The following is a 24,756-nucleotide window of genomic DNA, read 5'->3' on the forward strand; positions in this document are numbered from 1 at the left end:
GGGAGTCAGATGAAGACGTACGACGTCAGGCCCGACGCGCGGGAACCCCAGGCCCGCTCGAACGCGAGGACCGCTGCGCAGCGCAGCGCCGCGACGGCGTCATCGGGTGACACGCCGAATGCGCGCATCCCTCAGCTCGCCCAGGTCATCCAGCGCTCGGCCCGCATGGCAGCGCAGCGCCAGACCCTCGATGCCCTGAGCGCCGGCTCGGCCCCGGTGCAACTGGAGCGCAAGCACAAGTCGACGAAGAAGACGAAGAAGCAGCGCAATGAGGAGAAGCGGCGCCTGGCCGCTGTCGATCGGCTCAACCGCGGCAGTCCTGGTGCCTATGACCACATGGATCCCGAAGTCCGAGCCAACCTCCTGGCCATCGACGAGGCGCAGCCTCGCAAGACGGCCACTCGGCGGAACATGGCGTCCCGGGAACAGCGTCTCAAGGAGGCCAATCTGCCGTCGTTCGTCGAAGTCGGGGCCGGCACGGGGTCGGCCAGCACGCATCTGCGCGATCTCGCGGCAGCCGGGCACGACCCGGGGTCCTACATGGCGACTGACATCAGCCGTGCCGGCGGCAAGGGCAAGTTCTTGAGCGACTCTCGCAAGGCGGGCATCCGCAGTCGCGGGGGCGTTGATGCGAATCGACTCGAAGAGTACTTTCCCGAGGGCAGCCTCAAGGGCATCATCGGCGCCAACGCCTATGGCGACCGGTCGCAGCCCGGGGCCAGTTATGGCCTGGTCCGCGACACCGACACGACCGGCGGCACGGCCTGGGACGATCGATTCCTTCGTTCGGCGCACAAGGTGCTGGAACCCGGCGGCACCGCGCGACTCATGGCGCGAAGCAACTTCCTCGCCGACAAGGCCCAGGACCGCAGCGCCAGGCTCAAGAGGACCAACAAGTACCTCTCACCGACGGAGGCCGATCTGGGCACTGCGCCGCAGCTCGGCTATGACGTGTCCGTGAGTCCCGCCGAGCAGCCCGACACGGCCCATTTCTTCCGGCCGGATACGCACCCGGGATCACGCAAGGAACTCGGGGCCTACAACACGGAGTTCGCCTTCACCAAACGGGATGACCCCGGGACGCTCTCCATCCAGCAGTGGCTGGATGACAGTGGTTCGGATTCGGGCTTCAGCTCCGACGGCGAGGAACGGGATGGGGATGAATCCGATGGAGACGCGGAACTGGAGGCCTATCTGCTGCGCACGCAGAACTGGTCGATCGGCATCTGAGGGGAAGCAGCCCTTCGCTCACGGCAACACCTTCACCTTGATGTTCCTGAAATGCGCCTCGCTCTCCGGGTCGTGGCCTTGCAGCGCGAAGGTGCCGCTGGCGAGATAGCGCTTCTCCAATCCCTTCTTGCGGACGATCGGGGACTCCTCGGTGTAGTCCGCGGTCATCTCGCTGTTCACGAACGTCGTGACTTGCTTGCCCTCGACCCGCACCGTCAGCGTGAACCACTGCCCGTCGGGTGACACCACCTTCGGGTAGTCCTGCACCCCCCACAGGCCCCCCGTTCGACTGGGATCGCTGTGCGAGTTGTTGACCTGCACCTCATAGCCCAGCTCCGGCCATCCCACCTCCTGCCATCGGGTGTGGAAGTACACCCCCGAATTCGCCTTCGGGAAGGTCTTGACGTCGACCTTCAGTTCGAAGTTCCTGAAGTCGTGCTGCTGCACCGGCCCCATGTAGAACAGATGCGAGCGCGGACCGCGCACGACGATCGCGCCGTCCCTCACGCTGAAGGAACCGGGCTGGTCGCTCGCGCGCCAGTGTTCCAGGCTCTTGCCGTCAAACAGCAGTTGCCAGCCGGCGGCGGATTCTTCCGGAGTGAGCGTGTTGGGCATGTCGGCAGCCTGGGCAGTGGCGGACAGGACGAGCGCGGCCGTGGCCGCCAGGGGAGCAAGACGCATCAGGTGACTCCTACGATCTTCAGGACCTTGGGCGGCGGGCCGTCGAAAGTGACGGACGGAATGTTGCCGACGTAGCCGACATCCTTCATGCCGGCAGGCGTCGTGTAGAAGCCGCCCGCGGTCAGGTCGCGGAAACGCTTGAAGAAGCGCGCGGCGGCGGCGAACTCGGGTCGGGCGTTCTCGATCCAGCAGATGTCGTCAGCGATCCGCGACTGCTGCGTGACATCGAGCTGATCGAAGCGCTTGCCGTTGAAGCGCCGGCCGCTTTCCGCTTCCAGCCAGGCCAGGCCGTCCACGATGACGGGCTTGTCCTTGGCCTGATTCGGATAGGGCGCGCTGATCCACTCGTCGATGAAGCGGTGCACCTGCAGTTGCGCGGCGCTCGGCGATTGATCGTCGGCCGGGATGATCAACCCGCACAGCGCCTGCGCGGTGCGGTTCTGCGCGGCATCGAAGGTCAACGGCCACAGCTCGCCGCTCTTGTAGGAGCGGGTCAGGTCGGGGTCGGTGCCGTAGCCCACGGGCTTGCCGCCCTTGCCGGTCTTCGCGCCCGAACGACGCGCGGGCGTCGTGCCCGCCGACACGTCCAGGCTGAGCGCCGCGCTGGCCGCCAGCATCCATTGCAGGGTCGTTCTGCGGTCCATGCTCAGAGCTCCTTCCTGCGGAAGCGGTCGACGATGTGATCGGCCTGGCGCCACGCCAGCGCCATGATGGTCAGCGTGGGGTTCTTGTCGGCGTTCGACGCGAAGGGCGCACCGTCGGACAGGAACAGGTTGGGCACATCCCAGGTCTGACCCCAGCGGTTGGTCACGGAGGTCCTCGCGTCCGCGCCCATGATCGCGCCGCCGACCTCGTGGATGATCGATCCGCCCGGCGCGATCGCCTTGCGGCCGTCCAACTCGGGGCCGCCATCGAGCACCTTGCCGCCCATGGCCGCGACGATGTCGGCGAAGGTCTTCTGCATGTGCGCGGCCTGACGGGTCTCGTGCTCGGCCCAGCGCCAGTGGAAACGCAGCACGGGAATGCCGAAGCGGTCCTTGGTCGTCGGATCGATCTCGCAGAACGAGTCGTCGTTGGGGATCATCTCGCCGCGGCCGGCGAAGTAGACGAAGGAACCGAAGGTGCGGCGCACGTCCTGCTTGAACTTCGCGCCGTAGCTGCCCTTGGTCAGCCACTCGAGGTTGGCGCCGGTGCCCGCGCCCGGCATGCGGCGACCGGTGCCCAGCTCGATGTGATAACCGCGGGGGAAGCCCAGTCCCAGCTCGGACCACTTCGCGCCCTGCTTGCCGTAGAGCCACCACGGGGCGTACATGTGCGAGCCGCCGGCTCCGTCCTCGTTGTGCGGGGGCAGGTTCTCCAGCAGCGGCACCTGCGCGGACAGGTCGCTGCCCACGGTGTCCATCACGTACTTGCCGACCTTGCCGCTGCTGTTGGCCAGGCCTTGCGGATGGGCGCTCGACTTGCTGTTCAGCAGGATGCGCACGGACTCGCACGCGCTCGCGGACAGCACCACCGCGCGTGCCTTGGCCTCGATGTGCTTGCCGGTCTTGCGGTCCACGAAACGCACGCCGCTGGCCTTGCCGTCCTTGGTCGTGACCTCGTAGACCATCGCGTCGCACAGCACGTCGAGCTTGCCGCTGGCCAGCGCCGGCGGCAGATGCACCGCGGGGCTCTGGTAGGTCGCGCCGATGGAGCAGCCGCGCACGCACGGCGTCGCCCAGAAGCAGGCCGCGCGCTCGCGCATGGACTGCGCGACCAAAGCCTGCGCCCGCGGGTTGCCGGGGTGGAGCAGGGCAGGGATGCGGGCGTCGTCGAGCTTGGCGGTCAACACCGCGCGATGGATGGGCACGACCGGGATGCCCAGCTTGGCCGCGCGCTGCGCGACGAGGCGTTCTCCGACACGCGCGGCCGGCGCGGGCAGCAGGCAGCCCTCGGGCGAGTCGGGCGTGTTCTCGAGGCCCTCATTGCTGCCGTAGATGCCCACGAGCATCTCGACCTTGTCGTAGTAGGGCGCGAGCTCCTCGTAATCGATGGGCCAGTCGAAGCCCAGGCCATCGCGGGTGTGGGGCTTGAAGTCGTAAGGACCGTTGCGCAGCGAGATGCGGCCCCAGTGATTCGTGCGGCCGCCCAGCATGCGGGCGCGCCACCAGTCGAAGCGCTGCTCGTCGTTGTCGGAGGCCTGGGTGTAGGGCTCGCCGGGGACCTGCCAGCCGCCGTCGACGGTCGCGTCGTAGAAGCCGAAGGGTTTGTCTGGCGTGCTGGCGCCGCGCAAGGGGGCGTCATGCGAGGCCTGGAACATCGGCGTCTCGGTGCGGAAGTCGTAGTAGCGGCCGGCTTCCAGCATCAGCACCTTCACGCCCTCGAGCGCCAGCGTGTAGGCCGTCTGGCCGCCGCCAGCGCCTGAGCCGACGACGATGACGTCGTAGTCGCGCGCCATGTTGCGCGTCGTCACAAAACCCATGCGCCCTCCTGATGAGTCGGCGGAGTTTGCCACCGGGTCGTCGAGGGCGGAGCACCGCTCGGGCGAGCCGCGGTTGGTAGTTCCCCTGCCTCAGGAGGACGCGCGCAGATGGCCGCGCACGGCGGTGGGCGCGAAGCCGAAGCGGTCGCGGAAGCGCACCGCGAATCGTGACGGCGAGTCGTATCCCACCGACGAGGCGATGTCGGAGACGGGCCGTGTCGTGGCTTGCAGCAGCACCAGCGCCGAGGCCATGCGCACATCGGCGATGAGCTCGCGCAGCGTGACGCCTTCAACCGCGAGGCGCCGCCTCAACGTGGCCTCCGACATGGCCAGCGAGCTCGCGATGGTCTCGGAGCGCCAGTCGCCGTCGAGCTGCGTGGACAACATGGCGCGGATCTGTCCGGAGATGCGCGCGTCATTGGGCGGGACGCGCAGGACGAGTCCCTCGGCGAGCAGCCAATGCGCGACTTCCAGCATCTGCTGGCGCACGACCGCTTCCGGCCGCGACGGATCCGGCGCCATGCCCTGGCGCGCGCGCTCGAAGGCCTCGACCAGCCCCGACGGCACGCGCCGCAACAGGCCCACCGGCGAGCTGTCAGCCGAGCCTGCAGGCAGACGTTGCACCGTTGCGAGGAAGTAGGGATCGTCCAGCACCGCGCCGCCGAACATCAGCCAGCGCGCTTCGTAGCGTTCGCCGTCGGTGATGCGGTTGTGGAAGTCGACGGTCTGCCCGCCGGCCAGCAACAGCATCTGGCCGGGCAGGGCGCGGACGGCGCGCCCCGATGCCGGCTGCACGGACTTGATTCCCCGATCGACAAGGATCACGGCGGGACGCTCCACGCGGATGCGCACGATCTCCAGGCCTTCACCCTGCATCACATGCGCGGCCACGCCCAGGCCGGGCCGCACGTGCAGGGTCCGCGCGAGTTCCGCGCCGGAGGCGGACATCGCGTGGTTGCGGCGGCTCAAGCTGAGCTCTTCACGCGATGGAGGGCGCAGAGCTTGTTCCCATCCGGGTCGCGGACATAGGCGAGGTAGAACTGCCCGAGCGAGTCGACGCGCAGACCGGGCGGATCCTCGATGGAGACGCCGCCTTGAGCGACGGCGGTGTCGTGGAAGGCGCGGACCTGCTCCGGCGAGTCGCATCGGAAGGCGAGGGTGCCGCCGTTGGCGAAGGTGGCGGGCTCGTCGTTGATCGGTTGCGCGATGCCGAGGGTGCCGCCGTCATGGCGGTAGAAGAGGCGGTGATGACCGGAGCGGGCCTGATGCGGCATGGCGGCGCCGACGCCCAGCACGCCGAGCACCTGGTCGTAGAAGCGCCGGGCGCGGTCGATGTCGTTGGTGCCGATGACGATGTGATTGAACATGAGCGGTCCCTGTGGATGAGAGGTCCAGTGTAGGAAGCGCGCGCCGCGGCCGCGCGCCGCGACCGATCAAGTTTGGTGCTGATTCGATCAGGGGTGCAGTCGATGGTTGTCGATGGGCGAGAACATAATCGCGCGCCTATCTCGTCCGACACCATGACCACAACCGGGATCCGCTTTGCCTTGCGCGCCGCGCTCTTGATCATCTTCTCGTTGGGCGTGAGCCTCACGTTGCTCTACGTTTCGTACGACATCTACGAGCATGGAAGCTTCAGCCGACGAGGGAAGCTGTACTCGGTGCACGAGCACCCTATCGGGTTCTGGCTTTCCGTGGCGATCGCCGCAATGGGCGGCGCAATCGGCCTTGTGGGGACGTTGTTCGTCATATGGAGAGTATGGAGAGCGACGCCAGCCCATAGGCGCGACATTGAGGCCCCAAACCCGTTCGCTTATGGCCGGACGCGCCGCTGGATCGTGGTGGCGTTCTGGATCCTGGTGATCCCGTTCGTGATCGGAATGGTGGTGAGAGCCTCATGACGGCGAGATGGCCATGGCGTGACCGAAGAATCGAGTCTTGCCGCGCGGGATCGCGGCGGCGCAATCAGATCGGCGATACAGATCGATGACAGGGAGGAAAACAATGAAATTCAATCTGCCGGCCGTCGCCGCGATGGTGCTTGCCTTGACGCTCGCAGCACCGGCCTTCAGCCAATCCAGGCTCAAGGACGCGAGCGCGAATCGAGAGCTGAGCGATCAGATCATGGCGCTGGTCGTGAAGGGCGACATCGAAGGTGGCCTCCGATTGGCCAAGCCCTATCTGGTCATTCCGGAGTCCGAGGTCGATACCTTGATCGGCCAGACGAAGATGCAGTTGCCGGCGCTCGAGATGCGTTTTGGCAAGCCGGTGGGCGTGGAGTACATCGGGCAGGACAAGGTGGGCGAGCACGTGATGCGCATCGTGCAGATCTGCCGGTACGAGAAGCACCTGATGCGGTGGAACTTCTACTTCTATCGCACCCCGACGGGCTGGGTGCTCAACGCCTTCCACTTCGACGACAAGTTGCAGGCGTTGTTCTGAGCGGAGATGCCCGGAGCAAGGAGTTCAAGTGCCTTCCTGGAAGTTCAATTTCCCATTGATGGATGAACGGTGCGTCGATGCCTTCGAGCGCCAGATCGGCGAGCGACTTCCCGACGAGTACAGGCACTTCCTGCTCCGTATCAACGGTGGGGAACCAGTCGAAGGCTTCTTCGAGGTTGCAGACTGGGGCTCCACCCTCATTCACATCTTCTACGGCCTGGACACCGGCCATGACGGCTACAACCTGGATCGGAACCATGCCGTCTTCAGGCAGGTGGCTCCCGAAGGTTTCATCCCCATCGCCTGCGATCCGGGTGGCTACATCGTCTTCCTCGGCGTGAAGGATCCCTGGTCGGGCAAGCTCTACTTCTGGGATCGCGGTGAAACGCTGGATGAGCTCGTGGCCCTGTCACCGAGCTTCGAGACGTTCCTCGCATCGCTGCGTCCGGTACCAACCCCTATCCACCCATCCCCCCGATGAGCGACACCCCTTTTGACGCCCTCCATGCGTCGCTGCGCGCCGAGGTCGACAACGAGTTCCTGCCCAACGTCAGCATGGCGCTCCTACGCGGACGCGAGGTGGTGGACCGCTTCTGCTACGGCGCCGCCGATCGCGAGGCCGGCATCCCGCTGCGCGAGGACCACCTCTTCCGCATGTTCTCCAGCACCAAGCTCATCACTGCCTGCGCCGTGCTGCTGCTGGTCGAGCAAGGCAAGCTCGGGCTCGACGATCCCGTGGACCGCTTCCTGCCCGACCTCGCCGATCGACAGGTCCTGCGCCCCGGCGCCAAGGACCTCGCCGACGTCGAGCCGGCCCGCACGCCGATCACCACACGCCATCTGCTGACCCACACCTCGGGCCTGTCCTACGGCGTCTTCGATCCCGGCTCTCCGATGTACGAGGCCTACAACCGCGCCGCCGTCCTGCGACGCGATCGCGATCTCGCCGGGATGATGACGGCGCTCGCGCCGCTGCCGCTGTGCTTCCATCCGGGCACGCAGTGGGAATACTCGGTGTCGATGGACGTGCTGGGTCGGCTGGTCGAAGTCATCAGCGGTGAGCGCTTCGGCGCCTTCCTCGCCCGGCACATCTTCGAGCCGCTGGGCATGGTCGACACCGACTTCTGGGTGCCACCGTCCAAACGGGACCGGCTGACCGTGCTCTACGAGGGCGCGGACGAGCGGGACCCCGACAAGCCCGGCCTGCCGCGCGTCGACGACAAGCCCTATCCGGGTGCCTATCTGAACCCCGCGAAGCTGGAGTCCGGCGGCGGTGGGCTGATCAGCACACTGGACGATTCCATCCGGTTCCTGCGCAGCCTCATTCCCGGCCCCGGCAGGCCGACGCTGCTGCGGCCCGAGACGATCGCGCAGATGTTCAGCAACCAGCTGGCACCGGGCCTGCATGTCCGCTTCGACCTCGCTCCGCCCAACCGCGGATGGAAATTCGGCCTGGGCTCGGCGGTGCGCGACGCCGCCGCGCGCGGCGAGCCGCCCGAGATCCCCGGTGAGGCGAGCTGGGGCGGCCTGGCCGGCACGCTGTGGTGGATCCATCCGCAGCGCGGCATCGCCGCCGTGCTGCTGACGCAGCGCTTCTTCGGCCACGCGCATCCCTACGCGGCGCGCTTCAAGCGCAACGCGTACCGGGCCCTGCTGCACGGGGGCGTGACGGATGGCGCGATGGTCGGTCAACGATAGAGTCCCGCCGATGCAACGCTTCTTCCGATCGATGGGCCTCGCGCCTCTCTTCGCCGCCCTCCTGATGCTGGCCGGCGTGACCCACGCGGCGCCGGCCGCCGAGACCGGGCTTCTTCCCGCGTGCGCCGCGCCGGGTCAGGCCATCCGTGAAGCCGGCTACGTCACGATTGGCGGCATCCGCCAGTGGATGACGATCGACGGTCAGGACTGCGCCAATCCCGTGGTGCTCATCGTCCATGGCGGGCCGGGCAATCCCAACACGCCCTTCGCGAAACAGCTGTTCGGCGACTGGTCCCGGCACTTCACCGTGGTCCAGTGGGACCAGCGCGGCGCCGGCAAGACCTACGCCGAAAGCAAGCCCGCCGAGGACGAGACGCTCACCATCGATCGCCTGACCGACGACGGTGTGGAGGTGGCGCGATACGCCGCGCGGCGTCTGGGCAAGCAGCGGGTCATCCTGATGGGCGGATCCTGGGGATCGGCGCTGGCCGTGCACATGGCGATGCGCGCGCCCGAGCGCTTCCAGGCCTACGTGGGCACGGCCCAGCTGGTGAACTATCAACTCGATCTCGCGGCCAGCCATGCGAGGACGCTCTCGCTGGCCGAGGCGGCCAACGATGCGGACAGCTTGGCCAAGCTGCGCAAGATCGGTCCGCCGCCGTGGACCGATCCCCGCGCGTTCGGCGTGTTGCGCCGGATCACCCGCAAGTACGAAGCGCTGAGCAGCGATCCCGCGCCGAAGGGGTGGTTCACCTTCGGCCCCGGCTACGACACGCCGGCGTATGAGGCGGCCTACGAGGCGGGGGAGGATTACTCCTTCCTGAACTTCGTCGGCTTGAAGGGCGATGGCATGGGGCCGCGCATCGATCTGCGCCGGCTCGGGCTGCGCTTCGCGATGCCGGTCTACCTGCTCCAGGGCGAGGAGGACCTCGTCACGCCGACGGTGGTGAGCCGCGCCTACTTCGACGAGCTGATCGCGCCGAGCAAGCGCTTCATCCCGCTGGCGAGAACGGGTCACGATCCCAATCCCACGATGATCGACGCGCAGTACCGGGTGCTCGAAGAGCTTCGAGGCACCGTGCCCTGACACCAGCCCTCACCCCAACCCCTCTCCCGCTCCGCGGGCGAGGGGCTGCTTGCCACGATCCGCCTTGCGGGCGCTGACCGCCGATCGGGCCCCGTTCTGCTCGCACAATCCGGGGGCCACTTTTTCTGCCCCCCGGTTCTCCCATGCGCCTTGCGCTCATCGCTGCCCTGTGGGTCGGCGTGTCTGTCTTCTCCCCCGCGATCCCGGTCGCCGCCGCCACGGCTGAAACGGCCGTCGCGGTCTCGACCGTCGGCGCACCCACGCCGGTCCGGCAGCCGCTCGCGCACCTGCATCACACGGCCTGGACCGCCAAGGATGGGTTGGCGGGCAATGTCCTGGACATCGCCCAGACCACCGACGGTTACCTCTGGCTGGGCACGGGCAGCGGGCTGATGCGCTTTGACGGCGTCCGCTTCGAGTCCTTCGAGTCGCTCGCCGGCCAGGCCTTGCCCTCGCGCGGCGTGCATGCGCTGCAGGCGATGCCGGACAACTCGCTCTGGATCGGATTCGTCGAGGGCGGCGCGGCCCAGGTCAAGGACGGCCGCGTGCTGCGTGTCGATCAGGACAGTCCGCTGAGCACCGCGAGCACCCGCCGTTTCGCACTGGACCAGGACGGCGTGCTTTGGGCCGTCGACGGAAGCGCCGTGCTGCGCTTCACCGGACAGCGCTGGGTCGCCTGGAGCGAGGGCCTCCCCGAGCCGCGCGGCTTCCATCCGATGGAGATGCTCGCCGACCGCGCGGGCAACGTGTGGGTGTCGGCCAACCAGGGGCTCTTCGTCAAACCCCGCAAGAGCGACCGCTTCATGCAGGTCCCGATCTCGGACCTGAGCTTCCCCGGACTGGCTGTCGCGCCGGACGGGCGGGTCTGGGTGTCCGACGCGGCACAGGGTCGCGGCGTCCTGAGACTTCCGGACGTGCCCGAGGCCGGCGGCGCCTGGGGGCCGCTGCGGGACTGGCGCCCGGTGGCGGGCGGCATCACGCGGCCCTTCTTCGACGGGCAGGGCCATCTGTGGCACGGCACCGGCGATGGCATCGCGCGCGTGACGCCGCCCCCGACCGGGCCGCTGGTGCCCGGCGCGCTCGAGCGCGTCGCGCCCTCGTCCGGCGGCGTCTCCGGCTATTACCTGTTGAGCGCGTTGCAGGACCGCGAGGGCAATGTCTGGATCGGCACCAACGCCGGCCTGGACCGCTTCCGGGCCACGCGCCTGTCGCAGGTGCCCTTCCCCGAGGCGCCGGCCGCGGTGTCGATGGCGGTGGACGCGTCCGGCGTTCCCTGGTTCTCGGCGCATGAGCGGGGACTGTTCCGTTTCGGGGCCAGCCTCGAGCGCGTGGACACCGGCGTGCCCGGCGCTCCGACCTACATCGCGATGGACGCGCAAGGCGATCGCTGGTTGGGATATCGCAGCGGATTGCGGGAATGGAAGGACGGGGCCAAGCCCACGCTGCGCCTGCCGCCCGAGGCGCCGGAGTGGAACTTCTCCGTCATCAACCTGCATGTCGACCCTCAGGGCGTGGTCTGGATGGTGTGCAACGGGATGGGCTTCTTCCGTTACGACCATGGGCGCTGGGAACGTTTCCATCAGCGGCCCGGCGTACCCAAGGAGCCGCCGGTGAGCCTGGGCAGCGATGACACGGGCACCGTGTGGATCGGCTATCTGGGCGGACGGCTGCTGCGCGTGCGCGGCGACGAGCTGACGATGCTCACCGCCAAGGACGGCCTCCAGGTCGGCACCGTCAAGTCGATCACCTCGCGCGGCGCCCATGTGTGGGCGGGCGGGGATGCGGGTCTGCAGCGCCTGGACCTGCCCGGCATGCCGGCCATCCGGGTCCGGGACGGCGCTGGTCTCGAAGGGATCACCGGCATCGTCGAGACTGCGCAGGGGGACGTGTGGCTCAACGGCCTGACGGGCATCACGCGCATCACGGCCTCGGAGATCCAACGCGCGCTCGGTGACGCCACGTATCGGGTTGCCGTCACGCGCTTCGACACGCTGGACGGGCTGCCTGCCTTCGCCGAGCAGGCCTGGCCGCTGCGCACGGCGATGGAGACGCCGGACGGGCGGCTGTGGTTCTCGTCGACCAACGGCGTGGTGACGGTGGACCCCGCGACGCTGCGCCGCAATGAGCGGGCGCCGGAGGTTTTCGTCCAGCGGGTCGCGACGCCGGATCAGACCTTCCTCGACATGAAGTCGGGCCTGTCGCTGTCGCCGGGCACCCGCGACCTGACGCTGGTCTACACGGCGACGAGCCTGGCCATTCCAGAGCGGGTCCGCTTCCGTTATCGGCTGGTTGGCCTGGACACGGCGTGGCAGGACGCGGGCGCGCGGCGCAGCGCGTTCTATACGAATCTGGGGCCGGGGAAGTACCGCTTCGAGGTCGTGGCGAGCAACGAGGACGGCGTCTGGGGCACGACGCCGGCGGTGGCCGAGCTCGAGATCCAGCCCACGCTGACGGAGCGGGCCTCGTTCCGCGCGGGGCTCGCGCTGGCGGTGCTGGTCGCGGTCGCGCTGGTGGTGCGCTGGCGCACGCGCGCGTCGGCCCGCGTCGATCAGGAGCGGCTGCGCGCCCGGCTGGAGGAGCGGGTCCGGGTCGCCCAGGACCTGCATGACACGCTGCTCCAGGGCTTCCTGGGGCTGGTGCTGCGCATGCAGGCGGTGGCGCGCGCGGTGCCGCGTCAGGCGCCCGAGCGCACGAGCGAGGACCTCGATCGGCTGATGGCGGTGGCGGACGACTTGCTGGTGGAAGGGCGCGACCGGATCTCCGACCTGCACCGGCCGCCCGCGGCCGGGCCGGTGGAGGAGATGCTCGGACCGCTGGGTGAGGATCTGTCCCGGCACCACGGGATCGCTTTCGAGCTGCGCGTCGAGGGGACGCCGCGCGTGCTGCCGCCGGAGCTCCGGGACCAGCTCGGGCTGATCGCGCGCGAGGCGCTGTTCAACGCCTTCCAGCATTCGAAGGGCACGCGGGTCGCGGTGACGGTCGATTACAGCGGGGCGGATCTCCAGGTCAGCGTGGAGGACGACGGCGTGGGCATCCCGGCCGAGGTGCTGGCCGGCGGCGGTCGACACGGGCATTGGGGACTGCCGGGCATGCTCGCCCGGGCCACCCGGGCCGACATGCAGGTGACGATCGATCGCGTGGACGAGCGGACGACTCGGGTGGCGGTGCGGGTGCCGGGGGCGGTGGAGCGGGGTTCGGGCGGGGCCGCTTCCTGACCCGCTTCCTGGACCCGGTTCCTGACCCGTTTCCGCTTCATCCCCCCTTTTCTGCAGTTCGTCGCCGGACGCTGGGGGCGGGGAGGGGCGCTTGATATGGTGTGCTACATCAGCAACACACCGGCGCCCTGGCGCCTCGCGTCATGCAAAGCTGGAACGATCAAGCGCCGATCTATCAGCAGCTCGCCGACCGTCTGGCGTCGCAGCTGCTCGACGGCGATCCCCCCGAAGGCGAGGCGCTCCCCTCCGTGCGCACCCTCGCCAGCCAATACCTCATCAACCCCCTCACCGTCAGCCGCGCCCTCCAGGCCCTCGTCGACGAAGGCCTGCTCGAGAGCCGGCGCGGCATGGGCATGTATGTCCGCGACGGCGCCCGCATCCGGTTGCTGCACAGCGAGCGCGAACAGTTCCTCCAGCAGGAATGGCCCCGCCTCAGAGAGAAAATCCGCCGCCTCGGCCTGGGGCCCCAGGACCTGAATTGGGAGGACGCATGAACACGCTCATCGAGGCCCGCAACCTCAGCTTGCGATACGGCAAGAAGGCCGCCCTGCAGGACCTGACCTTCTCCATCCCCGCCGGCCGCGTCGTCGGCCTGCTCGGCCACAACGGCGCCGGCAAGACCTCCCTCATGAAGACCCTCGTCGGCCTCAAGCGCCCCGAGGGCGAGCTCCGCGTGCTCGGGCTGGACCCGCACACCCAGCGCGGCCAGCTGCTGACCTCGCTCTGCTACATCCCCGACGTCGCCGTCCTGCCCCGCTGGGCCCGCGTCTCGGAACTCATCCGCCTGATGGAGGGCCTGCAGCCGCGCTTCTCCGCGGACCGCGCCCGCCAACTGCTGCGCCGCACCTCCGTCACCGAGAAGGACCGCGTGCGCCACCTCTCCAAGGGCATGGTCACGCAGCTGCACCTGGCGCTGGTCGCCGCCATCGACGCGAAGCTCATGATCCTGGACGAGCCCACGCTGGGCCTGGACGTGATGTCGCGCAAGAGCTTCTACGAGATGCTCATCGACGAATGGTGCGACGGTGAGCGCTCGGTGCTCATCTCCACGCACCAGGTCGAGGAGGTCGAGTCGCTGCTGTCCGACGTCATGATGCTGGACGAGGGCCGCCTGGTCCTGAACATCTCGCTGGCCGAGATGGACCAGCGGTTCGTCGCGCTGTCCCACGACCCCGAGGCCGCCGACGCCGTCGCCGCCAACCACCCGCTGCTGCGCTACCGCACGCAGGGGCGCCCCACGGCGCTCTTCGACGGCGTGCCGCCGCAGTCCGTGGCCCACCTCGGCCAACGCGTTCGCCCCGGCCTCGTCGAGCTCTTCCTGGCCCTGACGCGCAAGCCCGAGAACGAAGCCCGCCAGGCCAGCGAGGCCTGATCCGCGACCCACCGCAAGGACATCCCATGACGCTCTTCAACACCCTGCTGCTGCGCGAGTGGCTGCAATACAAGCGGGCCTGGATCGGCCTGGTGCTGGGCCCGGTGCTGGTGCTGCTCGCGCTGGTCCCGTTCAGCCAGGTCAACGGCGTGGACGTGCCCAGCCCTGAGCCGATCGCGCTGATCGCCGGCCTGATCACCGTGGGCCTGGTGCTCATCCTGTCGCTGGCCGTGTCCGGCTATCAGCTGATGGGCGTGGCCCGGCGCGACCAGCAGGACCGCTCCATCGAGTTCTGGGCCTCGCTGCCCGGTTCCCACACCGCCAGCGTGGCCGCGCCGCTGCTGGCCCACGGACTGCTGGTCCCGCTGGCGGCCACCGCGCTGGCCATCATCGGCGGCGGCATCGTCGGCACATCGATGGCGTTCAAGGAATTCGGCCTGGCCGCGCTCCATCAGACCCAGTGGGCGGCGCTCTTCCAGGCCACGCTGTGGGTGGGCCTGCGCCTGCTGCTCGGCCTGGCGATGGCCGCCTTGTGGCTCTCACCCTTCGTGCTGGCGCTGATGGCGGCGTCGGCCTGGATGAAGCGCTGGGGCGCGCCGCTGCTGTTCATCGCGGTCGCGGCCTTCCTCAAGATCTACCAGGGCGAACCCGCCGCCGAGGGCCTGCGGAACCTGCTGGGCAACCAGGTCAAGGGCGCCGGTCAGTCGATGATCGAGGGCGGCATGTCCATCATCGTCAAGGGCGAGGGGGAACACGTCGACATGCAGGACTTCTTCGACATGCTGTTCCGCCTGCCCGACGCCGCGCGCGACAGCCTGCCCCAGGTGCTGCACCTGGCGGTCAGCCCGCAGTTCGTCGGTGGTCTGGTCGTCGCGGGTCTGTGCTTCACCCTGCTGGTGCTGCAGCGTCGACGTAGTTTCTGAGCTTGAGCCTGGGCCCTGGCCAGGGCCCAGGGAGATCAGGCCGTCGCGGTCGACGACACGAGCGCGGCGGGCACGCTGACCTGGCGCAGGTCGCCTTCAGCGTGGTCGAGCCAAGCCACGACGACCGCCACCGCCAGCAGCGCCAGCACGACGCCGGCCGCGGGCAGCAGCACGCGGCGCCAGCGATGGGCGGAGACGGAGGGAAGGGGCAGGTGCGGCGCGTGGCCGCCGGGATGGGCGGGGGCTTTCATGGCGGAACTCCGGAAGAGAACGCCGACGAGCTCAGGGCAGCACGGCGCCGAGACCCCACAGCAGCGCCGGATAGACCGCGCCCCAGGCCACCGCGAGGATCGCGAGGGCTTTCATGCCGAGGAAGATCGGCGGGACGTGCTTGGCAGTGACGGATGGCTTCGACATGGTGCGCTCCTTGAGCTGGCGGCTCATGGTTTGCAAACGGCGTGCCAGTCCGGCCCGTTGACCTCGCCACCGGCGGAAAAACACAGCGTTACCGGTGCTTCACGCGATCGACGCACGCCGCCGTGACCGACGTCACGGCCGTCACATCGGCTCACATCGCCAAGCAACGCTCACGGCTGAGCGGCGCGATCGGACCGCTCAGGCGCTCCGGTCGACCCGCAAGGCCAGCAGCACCGACGTGTGGGTCTTGATGACGCCCTCGATCTCGCCGATCTCGTCGAGCAACGCGTCCAGCCGCGCGGTGCTGTCGGCCTGCAGCAGGGCCATGTAGTCGAACTCGCCGCTGACCGACGCCAATTGCCGCAATTCGGGCAGCCGCGACAGCCGCTTCACCACCTCGCGGCCCGCGCGCGGCTGCACCGTGATGCCGACGAAGGCCCGCACGCCGCGCTCCACCGCCTCGCCGCCCAGGCGCACCGTGTAGCCGGCGATGAGCCCGTCGGACTCCAGCCGCGCCAGCCGGGCCACCACCGTGGTGCGGGCCACGCCCAACTTGCGTGCGAGATCGGCCGTGCTTTCCCGCGCGTTGGCCTGCAGCAGCGCGATCAGGTCGCGGTCGATCTGGTCGCGCAGCATCGCCGGCGCGGCGGCGGACTCGGTGCTCTCGGGCGTGGACTTGCGAGCGTTCATGGGCGGGCGTTCATGGGCGGGCGTTCGGGGACGTTCAGGAGACCTCGGGAATTACCCTCGTTCTCGCCGAAATGGCGGAATCGGATGACGGATCGTCAGCATAGGGGTGTTTTTCGTCGAACTCGCGCTTTCTTTCGTCAGGAGGGGTCGGGACACTGCGTTCATTCGCCTTTCTCTCGAATCACATCTTTCCAGGATCACAAGGAGCACGACATGAAAGTGGCACTGCTGGGCGCCGGACACATCGGCCAGACGATCGCGCGCTTGCTGCAAGGCAGCGGCGACTACCAGGTCACCGTGATGGACAAGAACGCCGGCGCGCTCAAGCTGCTGGCCGCGCAGGGTCTGACGACCCAGGCCGTCGACACCGAGGACAAGGCCCAGCTGGCCGCCGCGCTGCGCGGCAACGAGGTCGTCGTGAACGCGCTGCCCTATCACCTGGCGATCACCGCCGCGCACATGGCGCTGGAAGCGGGCTGCCACTACTTCGACCTGACCGAGGACGTCGCCGCGACCAAGGAGATCAAGCGCATCGCCGAGGGCGCCAAGACCGCCTTCATGCCGCAATGCGGCCTGGCGCCCGGTTTCATCGGCATCGTCGCGCACCACCTGGCCAAGCGCTTCGACACGCTGCAGGACGTCAAGATGCGCGTCGGCGCGCTGCCCGCCTTCCCGACCAACGCGCTGAAGTACAACCTGACCTGGTCGGTCGACGGCCTGATCAACGAGTACTGCCATCCCTGCGAGGCGATCCATGACGGCGACACCATCGCCGCGCTGCCGCTGGAAGGCCTGGAGCACTTCTCGCTGGACGGCACCGAGTACGAGGCCTTCAACACCTCCGGCGGCCTGGGCACGCTGTGCGAGACCTGGGGCGGCAAGGTCCGCAACCTGGACTACAAGACGGTCCGCTATCCGGGTCACCGCGACCTGATGATGTTCCTGCTGGACGACCTGGCGCTGAAGAACGACCAGGAGAAGCTCAAGGACATCATGCGCAAGAGCATGCCCGCGACGATGCAGGACGTGGTGCTGGTCTTCGTGACCGTGTCGGGCATGAAGAACGGCGTGCTGATGCAGGAAGTCTTCGCCCGCAAGATCTTCGCGGAGCGCGACGGCGAGCAGCCCTTGTCGGCCATCCAGATCACGACCGCCGCCGGCATCTGCGCCGCGGTCGATCTGTTCCGTGAAGGCAAGCTGCCGCAGAAGGGCTTCATCCGCCAGGAAGAGGTCGCGCTGCCTGATTTCCTCGCCAACCGCTTCGGCAAGGCCTATCAACAGAGCCGCCAGGTCGAATCCATCGGCTGAAGGAGCCGGCCTACTGCGCGGGCGCCAGGCGTCGTTGGGCGGTGCTCGGGATCCTCACGTACAGGAAGTACGTTCCGGTCCCTGCGCTCCGTCCGCCTAGCCTGACACCCGCTCGCGACGGCCGGGAGATCGGTTGCTTAGAGAGAGAATGCTTCGATGACTTCCACCACCACCGACTTGCTGGCCGCGCTGGGCGTGCCGGCCGCTGCTTTCACCGGCGGCCAACGCGCCGTGCGCAGCCCCATCGACGGCGCCGTGATCGGCCAGGTCCATGACGCGGCCGCCGCCGACATGACCACCGCCATCGGCCGCGCCCACGAGGCCTTCCTGGCCTGGCGCACCGTGCCCGCGCCCAAGCGCGGCGAACTGGTCCGCCTCTTCGGCGAGGAACTGCGCGCCAACAAGGCGGCCCTGGCCCGCCTCGTGTCGCTGGAGGCCGGCAAGGTCACCAGCGAGGGCGAGGGCGAAGTCCAGGAAATGATCGACATCTGCGACTTCGCCGTCGGCCTGTCGCGTCAGCTCCACGGCCTGACCATCGCCAGCGAGCGCCCCGGCCACCGCATGATGGAGCAGTACCTGCCGCTGGGCGTGGTGGGCATCATCTCGGCCTTCAACTTCCCGGTCGCGGTCTGGGCGTGGAACTCGGCGCTGGCGCTGGTCTGCGGCGACACCTGCGTCTGGAAACCCAGCGAGAAGACCCCGCTGACCGCGCTCGCCACGCAGGCGCTCTTCGAGAAGGCCGTCGCCCGCTACGAAGGCGCGCCCCGGTTCCTGTCGCAAGTCATCCTGGGCGGCGCCCCGGTCGGCGAGGCCCTGGTCGACGACGCGCGCGTCGCGCTGGTCTCCGCCACCGGCTCCACCCGCATGGGCCGCGCCGTCGGTCCGCGCGTCGCGGCGCGCTTCGGCCGCTGCCTGCTGGAACTCGGCGGCAACAACGCGATCATCGTGACGCCCAGCGCCGACCTGGACCTGGCCGTGCGCGGCATCCTGTTCGGCGCCTACGGCACGGCCGGCCAGCGCTGCACGACGACGCGCCGCGTCATCGCCCACGCGTCCGTCCACGATGAGCTCGTGTCCCGCCTGGACCGCGCCCGCGCGCAGCTGAAGATCGGCAGCCCCGTCGAGCCGGGCAACCTGATCGGCCCGCTGATCGACCAGGCCGCGTTCGACGCGATGCAATCCGCGCTGGCCGCCGCGCGCGAGCAGGGCGGCGAGGTCAGCGGCGGTGAACGCGCGCTGGCGTCGCAGTACCCCGAGGCCTTCTACGCCGTGCCCGCGCTGGTGCGCATGCCCGCGCAGACCGCGATCGTCAAGCACGAGACCTTCGCCCCCATCCTCTACACGCTGAAGTACGAGACGCTGGACGAGGCCATCGCGCTGCAGAACGACGTGCCGCAGGGCCTGTCCTCGGCGATCTTCACCAACGACATCCGCGAGGCCGAGACCTTCGTCAGCGCGAGCGGCTCGGATTGCGGCATCGCCAACGTGAACATCGGCACCTCGGGCGCGGAGATCGGCGGCGCCTTCGGCGGCGAGAAGGAAACCGGCGGTGGCCGCGAATCCGGCTCCGACGCGTGGAAGGCCTACATGCGCCGCACGACCAACACGGTCAACTACTCGCGCGAGCTGCCCCTGGCCCAGGGCGTGAAGTTCGATGTCTGAGCGGGCGGCGGAGCTGAAGGCGCTGACCGCGCTGAACGCGCAGGTCGCCATCGCGGCGGGCAGCGGACTGTTCCGGTTGCTGGCCGACGCGCTCGGTCAGGAGCCGGCACGCGCCGCGTTCGAGCGCGTGCGCGTCGTGCCGGCGCTGCTGCGCCCGGCCGGCGAGTCGGTCACGCGCGCCGAGCTGGCGCAGGCGCTGAACATGGCCCTGTTCCTCGACGTCACCGAGCGCGTGCCGATGGCCGCGGCCTACGTCGCGGACCTGCAGCGCGACGGGCAGCAGCTGGTTTTCGACCACGGCGCGTTGCGCACGGTGGCCTGGCCGTCCGGCGCGCTGCCGCCGGGCGAGGCCGCGATCACCCGCGTGCTGCGCCCGCTGGGCTTCACGATGGCCGCGACCTATCCGCTGCCTCGGCTGAAGATGACCGGCCGCGCCTGGCGCCACGCCGACTTCCCGGAGGACATCGCGCAGTTCTTCGTGTCCGAGCTGCATCCGGAGCGCTTCTCCGGCAGCTTCCAGGGCGCGGTGTCGCGCGTGCTGGCGACCTCGCGTGATCCGCTGACGCCGGCGGACCTCGCCGCGCTGGAGCAGCTCGCCCGCGACGGCGCGCTGCCGATGGCTGCGGCGGTCGTGCTGCTGCCGCGTCTGATCGGCTGCTTCGCGCGTCAGCACGGGCTGTTCGAGGCGGACGACTACCAGGCGCTGCTGGCCGAATCGGCCGAGATGGCCTGGATCGCCACCGAGGGCAACGCGTTCAACCACGCGACGGATCGCGTCGCCGACATCGAGGCGGTCGTCGCGGCGCAGCGCGCGCTGGATCGCCCGGTCAAGGACTCGATCGAGACTTCGGCCACCGGCCGCGTGCGGCAGACCGCGTTCAAGGCGGCGCGTGTGATGCGCGAGTTCCTGGATCGGGGCCAGCGCGTGATGCTCGAGGTGCCGGGCAGCTTCCACGAATTCATCCAGCGCGCGCCGCTGGACGCGTCCGGGGCGCTCGATCTGGCCTTCGATGCGGGCAATGCGACCGGCATCTTCAAGATGACGGCCGGCGCCGAGAAGGGCGCCGACACCGCAGGCGAGGCCGCGGCGTGCTGAACGACCCGGGCCAGCTCGGCGGCTTCCTCGCCGAGGCCCGCGCGGCCTGCGGCGAGGCCTTCGTGCAGGACGGCGCGACCATCGAGCCGCGTTACCTGCAGCCCGCGCGTTACGCGGCGGGGCAAGCGGCGGCGCTGGTGCGACCCGGCAGTCGCGACGAGGCGGCGCGGGTGCTTGCGCTGGCGGCGGCCTGCGGGCTGCGCGTCGTCGTGCAGGGCGCCCATACCGGGCTCGTGCGCGCGGCCACGCCCGATGACGCGCAAGGCGAGGTGCTGCTCAGCACCGAGCGGTTGCGCGAGGTCTTCGAGCTCGATCCGCTGGACCGCACGCTGCGGGTCTCCTCCGGTTATCGGCTCTCCGAGATCAATGAGCGGCTCGAGCCCCACGGCCTGTGGTTCCCGGTGGACCTGAGCGCCGATCCCTCGATCGGCGGCATGGTCGCGCACAACACCGGCGGCACGCGGATGCTGCGTTACGGCGACGTGCGCGCGAACACGCTGGCGTTGGAAGTCGTGCTGGCCGAGCCCGCGGGTCAGGTCGTGCGCTTCGGGCAAGGGCTGCAGAAGGACAACTCGGCGCTGGCGCTGGGCCAGCTGTTCATCGGCTCCTCAGGCAGCCTGGGGCTGGTCAGCGAGGTCACGATCAAGCTGTCGCCGCTGCCGCGCCAACGCGCGGTCGCGCTCGTGGCGCCGGCGTCGCTGGACGAAGTCTTCCCGCTCTACGCGGAGGTCATGCAGCGCTGGGGCGGGCTGGTGTCCGCTTTCGAGGGCATCAGCCGCGCGGCGCTAAAGGCCGGCCTGCATGGACAGGACGTGACGCGCTGGTTCGACGGCCAGTTGCCCGACTACGCGATGCTGATCGAGTTGAGCAGCGAGCTGCCGGCAGATCAGCTCGATCTGAACGGCTTGCTGCAGGGCTGGCTCGAGACCGCCTTCGAGTCGGGGCGGGTGCGGGATGCGGTGCTCGATGCCGATGAGGCGATCTGGGGCCTGCGTCATCGGATCAGCGAGGGCCTGCGGGTGCAGGGCAAGGTGATCGGGCTGGACTTGTCCTTGCCGCGCCGGCATTTCATGGCCTTCCGCGAGCGGGGCGCGGCCTGGCTGGCGTCGCGTTTCCCCGCGCTGCGCCTGGCCGACTTCGGACACCTGGGCGACGGCGGCATGCACTTCAACATGGTGTGGCCGGCGGGGGCAGAGAGCTGGGACGCCGAGCAAGAACTGACCCTCCGCGAGGGGCTGTACGCGCTGGTCGCGGAAATGGGCGGATCGATCAGCGCGGAGCATGGGGTCGGGCCTCAACTGCAGGCGGCGTATCGGGCGCATTGGGCGCGGGTCGAGCCGGGTGTACTGGATTGGGCGCGGAGAGTACAGATGTTGTGGGATCCGCACGCTCGATTGGGGAAAGTGAATTGGGGCGGCTGAAACGCTTGTCAGATTCCGAAATCGTGCTACAGTCCAATTCTTCGCTGCAACGCAAACGCAGTTGACGCAAAACAAATCCTGAAAGCCCAGGTGGCGGAATTGGTAGACGCACTAGTTTCAGGTACTAGCGGGTAACTCCGTGGAGGTTCGAGTCCTCTCCTGGGCACCAAACATGAAAAGCCGGCTTCTAGCCGGCTTTTCTCTTTTCCGCTCACGGAAGCGATGTGCGGCGGACATCGGGCTCTCCCTTCCACGCGTAACGAATCGCTGTGGCAAAGTCGGCCAAGCTTTACCGACTGGATATGCCCCCACCGAAACCCGCCACCATCATCGACGTCGCGCGCGAAGCGGGCGTTTCCATCAAGACGGTATCCCGGGTTCTGAATCAGGAGCCGGGGGTCCATTCCGAGACACGGGAATCGGTGCTGAAGGTCGTGGCCGACCTGAAGTACCGGCCGAAGCAGTCGGCGCGCAGCCTGGCGGGCGGGCGGTCCTTCCTGATCGGGCTGCTGTATTACGACCCGTCGGCCGCGTTTGTCGGCGGTGTGCAGCAGGGCGCGACGCTGCGCTGCCGCGAGGCGGGCTATCACCTCGTGGTCGAGTCCCTGCACAACGACGCCCCCGACCTCGCGATGCAGGTGGACCGCATGGTCTCGGCGTTGCGGCCGGACGGCATGATCCTGACCCCGCCGCTGTGCGACAACCCGCAGGTGCTGTCCGCGTTGCGCGAGAGCCAGACGCCGTGCGTGCTGATCTCGCCGGCGGCCGATGATCCTGACCATCCGAGCGTGCGCATGGATGACGTCCACGCGGCCGAGGAGATCACCAACCTGCTGATCAGCCTGGGCCACACGCGCATCGCGATCATCAAGGGCGCGAAGGAGCAGGTGGCGTCCAAGCGCCGCTACCAAGGCTACGCAGCGGCGCTGAAGGCGCATCGGATCGTGCTGGACAAGGACCTGGTCGTGCAGGGCGACTTCACCTTCGATACCGGCGTCGAGGCGGCGTATCAGCTGCTGAGCCGGCGCCAGCGCCCGACGGCGGTCTTCGCGAGCAACGACGACATGGCGCTGGGCGTGCTGGCCGCGGCGCAGCGCCTGGGGCTGTCGGTGCCGGGCGACCTGTCGATCGCGGGTTTCGACGACACGCCCGCCGCCGCGCGCGTGTGGCCGCCATTGACCACGGTGCGCCAGCCGATGGACGACATGGCGCGTGCCGCGGTCGATCTGCTGATCGGCGCGCCGCGCGCCGCCGAGGCGGACACCGAGTCGGCACCGAAGTCCAGGCACCGCGTGCTGCCGCACGAGCTGGTCGTGCGGGACTCCACGGCCGCGCTGGGCGCGAAGGCGGTGCCGCGCACGAAGAAGACCGGCTGACGTGTCTGCCGCGGCCTGATCGCGATCCGGTCGCGATCAGCTTGCGATCACGCCGCGCGCCGCCCGGTCCGCGCCAGCATCTGCTCGATCAGCGCGCGATGCGGCGGCAGATCCCGCAGCGCATGCGCCCCGAGCTGCGCGATGGTCGTGAACTCGCGCCGCGCCTCCTCGCCACGCGTCAACGGCGCGGCCCACGCGCCGGGCGCGGTCTTGAATTCCATGCCGTAGAGCACGTACTGCCAGCTCGCGGGCAGGTACATCTCGACGTCGGTGATGAAGTCCAGCCGCTGCGGCGGCCGGCAGCGCCACATCGCGAGCTTCTCCCGCAGCGACTCGGTGAAGGACGCCGGGTCCGCGTTGTCGCGCCAGAACGCCGTGTCCGTGCGCTGCGTCAGGCCGTAATGCAGCTTGATGAAGTCGACGATGCGCGCGTAGCGCTCCCTCATGAACGCATTGAAGTGGCGGGCCACCGGCGCCGTGTCGCCATTGAACGGGAACAGCTGGCCGATCAGGTAGGCGGCCGTCTCGATGAGCCCGATGCCCGAGGACTCCAGCGGCTCGAGGAAGCCGCCCGAGAGTCCCACCGCCACGCAGTTCTTCACCCACTGCGTCTCGCGATAGCCGATCTGCAGCGTGAGCTGGCGCGGGGTCAGCGCATCTGAAGCGGGGCCGATGTAGCGGCGCAGCGTGCGCTCGGCCTCGGCGTCGTCGCAGTGCCGGCTGCTGTAGACATGGCCGATGCCGCGCCGCTCCTGCAGGCCGATGTCCCAGATCCAGCCGTGCTCCTGGGCGCTCGCGATCGTGTACGAGGCGATCGGCGCGTCGGCCCGCGCGTACGGCACTTGCATCGCGAGCGCGCGATCCACGAAGAGCACATCGCGCATCGACGAGAACGGCGAGCCCAGCGCCTCGCCGATCAGCCGGGCGCGGAAGCCGCTGCAATCGATGTAGAGCCCCGCGCGCAGCGTGCCGGCCTCGCGGGTGTGCACCGCGGCGATTGCGCCCTGTTCATCGAGGTCGACGCGGTCCACCGTCGCGATCACCCGCTTCACGCCGAGCGCCTGGCCGTGCTTTGCCAGCAGTGCGGCGAAACGCCCCGCGTCGAAGTGATACGCGTAGTTCAGCGGGCCGAGGAAATCTCCGTCGCCGGCGCGCTTCGGTGCATGGCGCGCGTCGGCGACGGCCTTCTGCAGGGTGACCGATTCGGCGAATGAGCGGCCCTCGCCGGCCTCGCCGCGCAACCAGTAGGGCAGCAGCTCGGGCGCGCCGGGGCGCTGGCTGGGCTGGCTGAACGGATGGAAGTAGTGATCGGCGCCTGGCGTGCCGGGCGGCCGCACCCAGTGGTCGAAGCGGATGCCCTGCTTGTAGGTCGCCGAGCAGGCCTCGAGGAACTCCGCCTCGCCGATGCCGATCGCCGACAGCGTCCCGCGGATCGACGGGAAGGTGCCTTCGCCGACGCCGATGATGCCGATGTCGCTGGACTCGACCAGCGTGATGCGCACGCCCCCGGTGGCGGTGCCCAGCTGCCGCGCGAGGAAGGCGGCGGTCAGCCAGCCGGCGGTGCCGCCGCCGACGATGAGGATGTCCTGGATCGGGGTCATGTCTTGTCTCCGTGAACGTTGTGGCGCGCGGGCGACAGCCCCGTGTCCATCGGGGCTGTGACCGCGTCGGGTCGTC

24 protein-coding genes and 1 tRNA gene are annotated in these 24,756 nt (G+C 69.0%); 16 read left to right on the forward strand and 9 right to left on the reverse strand.

Features of this window, described 5'->3' with window-relative positions; translation table 11 throughout:
• The first annotated feature begins 9 nt into the window (after positions 1–9).
• A complete protein-coding gene (locus tag ACNI65_RS25740) occupies positions 10–1,230 on the forward strand; it encodes a hypothetical protein (protein WP_416760409.1) in 1,221 nt (406 codons plus the stop codon).
• An 18-nt stretch (positions 1,231–1,248) separates the two neighbouring features.
• Here ACNI65_RS25740 and ACNI65_RS25745 read toward each other — a convergent pair whose 3' ends face one another.
• The 5 genes from ACNI65_RS25745 to ACNI65_RS25765 form a co-directional block, all read right to left on the reverse strand.
• On the reverse strand, positions 1,249–1,911 hold the full coding sequence (locus ACNI65_RS25745; protein WP_416760411.1) for a 3-keto-disaccharide hydrolase: 663 nt from the start codon (positions 1,909–1,911) through the stop codon (positions 1,249–1,251).
• Positions 1,911–2,555: a gluconate 2-dehydrogenase subunit 3 family protein gene (locus tag ACNI65_RS25750; RefSeq protein ID WP_416760412.1), complete on the reverse strand. Its 645-nt coding sequence runs from the start codon at positions 2,553–2,555 to the stop codon at positions 1,911–1,913. The genes ACNI65_RS25745 and ACNI65_RS25750 overlap by 1 nt, the downstream gene beginning before the upstream one ends.
• Before the next feature lie 2 nt (positions 2,556–2,557).
• Positions 2,558–4,372 (reverse strand): GMC family oxidoreductase, encoded by a 1,815-nt coding sequence (locus ACNI65_RS25755; protein WP_416760413.1) that lies wholly within the window; start codon positions 4,370–4,372, stop codon positions 2,558–2,560.
• A gap of 90 nt (positions 4,373–4,462) precedes the next feature.
• Positions 4,463–5,341, reverse strand: a complete 879-nt coding sequence (locus tag ACNI65_RS25760; protein ID WP_416760414.1) for a helix-turn-helix transcriptional regulator — start codon at positions 5,339–5,341, stop codon at positions 4,463–4,465.
• Positions 5,338–5,739 carry a VOC family protein gene (locus tag ACNI65_RS25765; RefSeq protein ID WP_416760416.1) on the reverse strand — a complete coding sequence of 134 codons (402 nt, stop codon included), beginning with the start codon at positions 5,737–5,739 and terminating at the stop codon, positions 5,338–5,340. Before ACNI65_RS25765 ends, ACNI65_RS25760 begins: the two co-directional genes overlap by 4 nt.
• Before the next feature lie 153 nt (positions 5,740–5,892).
• Between ACNI65_RS25765 and ACNI65_RS25770 the strand changes: the two genes are divergently transcribed.
• The 9 genes from ACNI65_RS25770 to ACNI65_RS25810 all read left to right on the forward strand — a co-directional run bounded on the left by ACNI65_RS25770 (position 5,893) and on the right by ACNI65_RS25810 (position 15,109).
• Entirely contained in the window at positions 5,893–6,273 is a 381-nt protein-coding gene (locus ACNI65_RS25770; protein WP_416760417.1) for a hypothetical protein, read from the forward strand.
• 103 nt (positions 6,274–6,376) lie between these two features.
• Positions 6,377–6,814 (forward strand): hypothetical protein, encoded by a 438-nt coding sequence (locus ACNI65_RS25775; RefSeq protein ID WP_416760418.1) that lies wholly within the window; start codon positions 6,377–6,379, stop codon positions 6,812–6,814.
• A gap of 28 nt (positions 6,815–6,842) precedes the next feature.
• Positions 6,843–7,295, forward strand: a complete 453-nt coding sequence (locus ACNI65_RS25780) for an SMI1/KNR4 family protein (protein WP_416760419.1) — start codon at positions 6,843–6,845, stop codon at positions 7,293–7,295.
• A complete protein-coding gene (locus ACNI65_RS25785; RefSeq protein WP_416760420.1) occupies positions 7,292–8,512 on the forward strand; it encodes a serine hydrolase domain-containing protein in 1,221 nt (406 codons plus the stop codon). The genes ACNI65_RS25780 and ACNI65_RS25785 overlap by 4 nt, the downstream gene beginning before the upstream one ends.
• Positions 8,513–8,522: 10 nt before the next feature.
• Positions 8,523–9,599 carry an alpha/beta fold hydrolase gene (locus tag ACNI65_RS25790; RefSeq protein ID WP_416760421.1) on the forward strand — a complete coding sequence of 359 codons (1,077 nt, stop codon included), beginning with the start codon at positions 8,523–8,525 and terminating at the stop codon, positions 9,597–9,599.
• A gap of 143 nt (positions 9,600–9,742) precedes the next feature.
• Complete coding sequence (locus tag ACNI65_RS25795; protein ID WP_416760422.1) at positions 9,743–12,814, forward strand: two-component regulator propeller domain-containing protein; 3,072 nt, start codon at positions 9,743–9,745, stop codon at positions 12,812–12,814.
• A 143-nt stretch (positions 12,815–12,957) separates the two neighbouring features.
• Complete coding sequence (locus tag ACNI65_RS25800) at positions 12,958–13,308, forward strand: GntR family transcriptional regulator (protein WP_416760423.1); 351 nt, start codon at positions 12,958–12,960, stop codon at positions 13,306–13,308.
• Entirely contained in the window at positions 13,305–14,186 is an 882-nt protein-coding gene (locus tag ACNI65_RS25805) for an ABC transporter ATP-binding protein (RefSeq protein ID WP_416760424.1), read from the forward strand. Before ACNI65_RS25800 ends, ACNI65_RS25805 begins: the two co-directional genes overlap by 4 nt.
• Positions 14,187–14,212: 26 nt before the next feature.
• Positions 14,213–15,109, forward strand: a complete 897-nt coding sequence (locus tag ACNI65_RS25810; RefSeq protein WP_416760425.1) for a hypothetical protein — start codon at positions 14,213–14,215, stop codon at positions 15,107–15,109.
• Between the two features lie 35 nt (positions 15,110–15,144).
• Here ACNI65_RS25810 and ACNI65_RS25815 read toward each other — a convergent pair whose 3' ends face one another.
• From ACNI65_RS25815 to ACNI65_RS25825, 3 genes are all read right to left on the reverse strand, one after another.
• A complete protein-coding gene (locus ACNI65_RS25815) occupies positions 15,145–15,360 on the reverse strand; it encodes a hypothetical protein (protein ID WP_416760426.1) in 216 nt (71 codons plus the stop codon).
• A 31-nt stretch (positions 15,361–15,391) separates the two neighbouring features.
• Positions 15,392–15,526 carry a hypothetical protein gene (locus ACNI65_RS25820; protein ID WP_416760427.1) on the reverse strand — a complete coding sequence of 45 codons (135 nt, stop codon included), beginning with the start codon at positions 15,524–15,526 and terminating at the stop codon, positions 15,392–15,394.
• A 198-nt stretch (positions 15,527–15,724) separates the two neighbouring features.
• The gene (locus tag ACNI65_RS25825; RefSeq protein WP_416763706.1) at positions 15,725–16,162 is read right to left on the reverse strand and encodes an Lrp/AsnC family transcriptional regulator; all 438 of its coding nucleotides are present in this window, start codon (positions 16,160–16,162) and stop codon (positions 15,725–15,727) included.
• A gap of 267 nt (positions 16,163–16,429) precedes the next feature.
• Between ACNI65_RS25825 and ACNI65_RS25830 the strand changes: the two genes are divergently transcribed.
• From ACNI65_RS25830 to ACNI65_RS25855, 6 genes are all read left to right on the forward strand, one after another.
• On the forward strand, positions 16,430–17,524 hold the full coding sequence (locus ACNI65_RS25830) for a saccharopine dehydrogenase NADP-binding domain-containing protein (protein WP_416760428.1): 1,095 nt from the start codon (positions 16,430–16,432) through the stop codon (positions 17,522–17,524).
• 156 nt (positions 17,525–17,680) lie between these two features.
• Complete coding sequence (locus ACNI65_RS25835) at positions 17,681–19,186, forward strand: aldehyde dehydrogenase family protein (RefSeq protein WP_416760429.1); 1,506 nt, start codon at positions 17,681–17,683, stop codon at positions 19,184–19,186.
• The gene (locus ACNI65_RS25840; protein WP_416760430.1) at positions 19,179–20,282 is read left to right on the forward strand and encodes a 2-oxoadipate dioxygenase/decarboxylase family protein; all 1,104 of its coding nucleotides are present in this window, start codon (positions 19,179–19,181) and stop codon (positions 20,280–20,282) included. The genes ACNI65_RS25835 and ACNI65_RS25840 overlap by 8 nt, the downstream gene beginning before the upstream one ends.
• Positions 20,276–21,703 carry an FAD-binding oxidoreductase gene (locus tag ACNI65_RS25845; protein ID WP_416760431.1) on the forward strand — a complete coding sequence of 476 codons (1,428 nt, stop codon included), beginning with the start codon at positions 20,276–20,278 and terminating at the stop codon, positions 21,701–21,703. The genes ACNI65_RS25840 and ACNI65_RS25845 overlap by 7 nt, the downstream gene beginning before the upstream one ends.
• An 84-nt stretch (positions 21,704–21,787) precedes the next feature.
• Positions 21,788–21,872, forward strand: a tRNA-Leu gene (locus ACNI65_RS25850).
• 133 nt (positions 21,873–22,005) lie between these two features.
• Positions 22,006–23,079, forward strand: a complete 1,074-nt coding sequence (locus ACNI65_RS25855) for a LacI family DNA-binding transcriptional regulator (protein WP_416760432.1) — start codon at positions 22,006–22,008, stop codon at positions 23,077–23,079.
• 47 nt (positions 23,080–23,126) lie between these two features.
• Here the strand turns inward: ACNI65_RS25855 and ACNI65_RS25860 are convergent, their stop codons facing one another.
• The gene (locus ACNI65_RS25860; RefSeq protein WP_416760433.1) at positions 23,127–24,680 is read right to left on the reverse strand and encodes a tryptophan halogenase family protein; all 1,554 of its coding nucleotides are present in this window, start codon (positions 24,678–24,680) and stop codon (positions 23,127–23,129) included.
• Positions 24,681–24,756: the final 76 nt, after the last annotated feature.

The organism is Roseateles sp. So40a (assembly GCF_048081605.1).
GTDB lineage: Bacteria > Pseudomonadota > Gammaproteobacteria > Burkholderiales > Burkholderiaceae_C > Roseateles.

Bases quoted from the DNA above. Each gene is read 5' to 3' on its own strand.
- ACNI65_RS25740 (WP_416760409.1), top strand. From the start codon at position 10: ATGAAGACGTACGACGTCAGGCCCGACGCGCGGGAACCCCAGGCCCGC.
- ACNI65_RS25745 (WP_416760411.1), bottom strand. From the start codon at position 1,911: ATGCGTCTTGCTCCCCTGGCGGCCACGGCCGCGCTCGTCCTGTCCGCC.
- ACNI65_RS25750 (WP_416760412.1), bottom strand. From the start codon at position 2,555: ATGGACCGCAGAACGACCCTGCAATGGATGCTGGCGGCCAGCGCGGCG.
- ACNI65_RS25755 (WP_416760413.1), bottom strand. From the start codon at position 4,372: ATGGGTTTTGTGACGACGCGCAACATGGCGCGCGACTACGACGTCATC.
- ACNI65_RS25765 (WP_416760416.1), bottom strand. From the start codon at position 5,739: ATGTTCAATCACATCGTCATCGGCACCAACGACATCGACCGCGCCCGG.
- ACNI65_RS25770 (WP_416760417.1), top strand. From the start codon at position 5,893: ATGACCACAACCGGGATCCGCTTTGCCTTGCGCGCCGCGCTCTTGATC.
- ACNI65_RS25775 (WP_416760418.1), top strand. From the start codon at position 6,377: ATGAAATTCAATCTGCCGGCCGTCGCCGCGATGGTGCTTGCCTTGACG.
- ACNI65_RS25785 (WP_416760420.1), top strand. From the start codon at position 7,292: ATGAGCGACACCCCTTTTGACGCCCTCCATGCGTCGCTGCGCGCCGAG.
- ACNI65_RS25790 (WP_416760421.1), top strand. From the start codon at position 8,523: ATGCAACGCTTCTTCCGATCGATGGGCCTCGCGCCTCTCTTCGCCGCC.
- ACNI65_RS25795 (WP_416760422.1), top strand. From the start codon at position 9,743: ATGCGCCTTGCGCTCATCGCTGCCCTGTGGGTCGGCGTGTCTGTCTTC.
- ACNI65_RS25800 (WP_416760423.1), top strand. From the start codon at position 12,958: ATGCAAAGCTGGAACGATCAAGCGCCGATCTATCAGCAGCTCGCCGAC.
- ACNI65_RS25805 (WP_416760424.1), top strand. From the start codon at position 13,305: ATGAACACGCTCATCGAGGCCCGCAACCTCAGCTTGCGATACGGCAAG.
- ACNI65_RS25810 (WP_416760425.1), top strand. From the start codon at position 14,213: ATGACGCTCTTCAACACCCTGCTGCTGCGCGAGTGGCTGCAATACAAG.
- ACNI65_RS25815 (WP_416760426.1), bottom strand. From the start codon at position 15,360: ATGAAAGCCCCCGCCCATCCCGGCGGCCACGCGCCGCACCTGCCCCTT.
- ACNI65_RS25820 (WP_416760427.1), bottom strand. From the start codon at position 15,526: ATGTCGAAGCCATCCGTCACTGCCAAGCACGTCCCGCCGATCTTCCTC.
- ACNI65_RS25825 (WP_416763706.1), bottom strand. From the start codon at position 16,162: ATGCTGCGCGACCAGATCGACCGCGACCTGATCGCGCTGCTGCAGGCC.
- ACNI65_RS25830 (WP_416760428.1), top strand. From the start codon at position 16,430: ATGAAAGTGGCACTGCTGGGCGCCGGACACATCGGCCAGACGATCGCG.
- ACNI65_RS25835 (WP_416760429.1), top strand. From the start codon at position 17,681: ATGACTTCCACCACCACCGACTTGCTGGCCGCGCTGGGCGTGCCGGCC.
- ACNI65_RS25840 (WP_416760430.1), top strand. From the start codon at position 19,179: ATGTCTGAGCGGGCGGCGGAGCTGAAGGCGCTGACCGCGCTGAACGCG.
- ACNI65_RS25855 (WP_416760432.1), top strand. From the start codon at position 22,006: ATGCCCCCACCGAAACCCGCCACCATCATCGACGTCGCGCGCGAAGCG.
- ACNI65_RS25860 (WP_416760433.1), bottom strand. From the start codon at position 24,680: ATGACCCCGATCCAGGACATCCTCATCGTCGGCGGCGGCACCGCCGGC.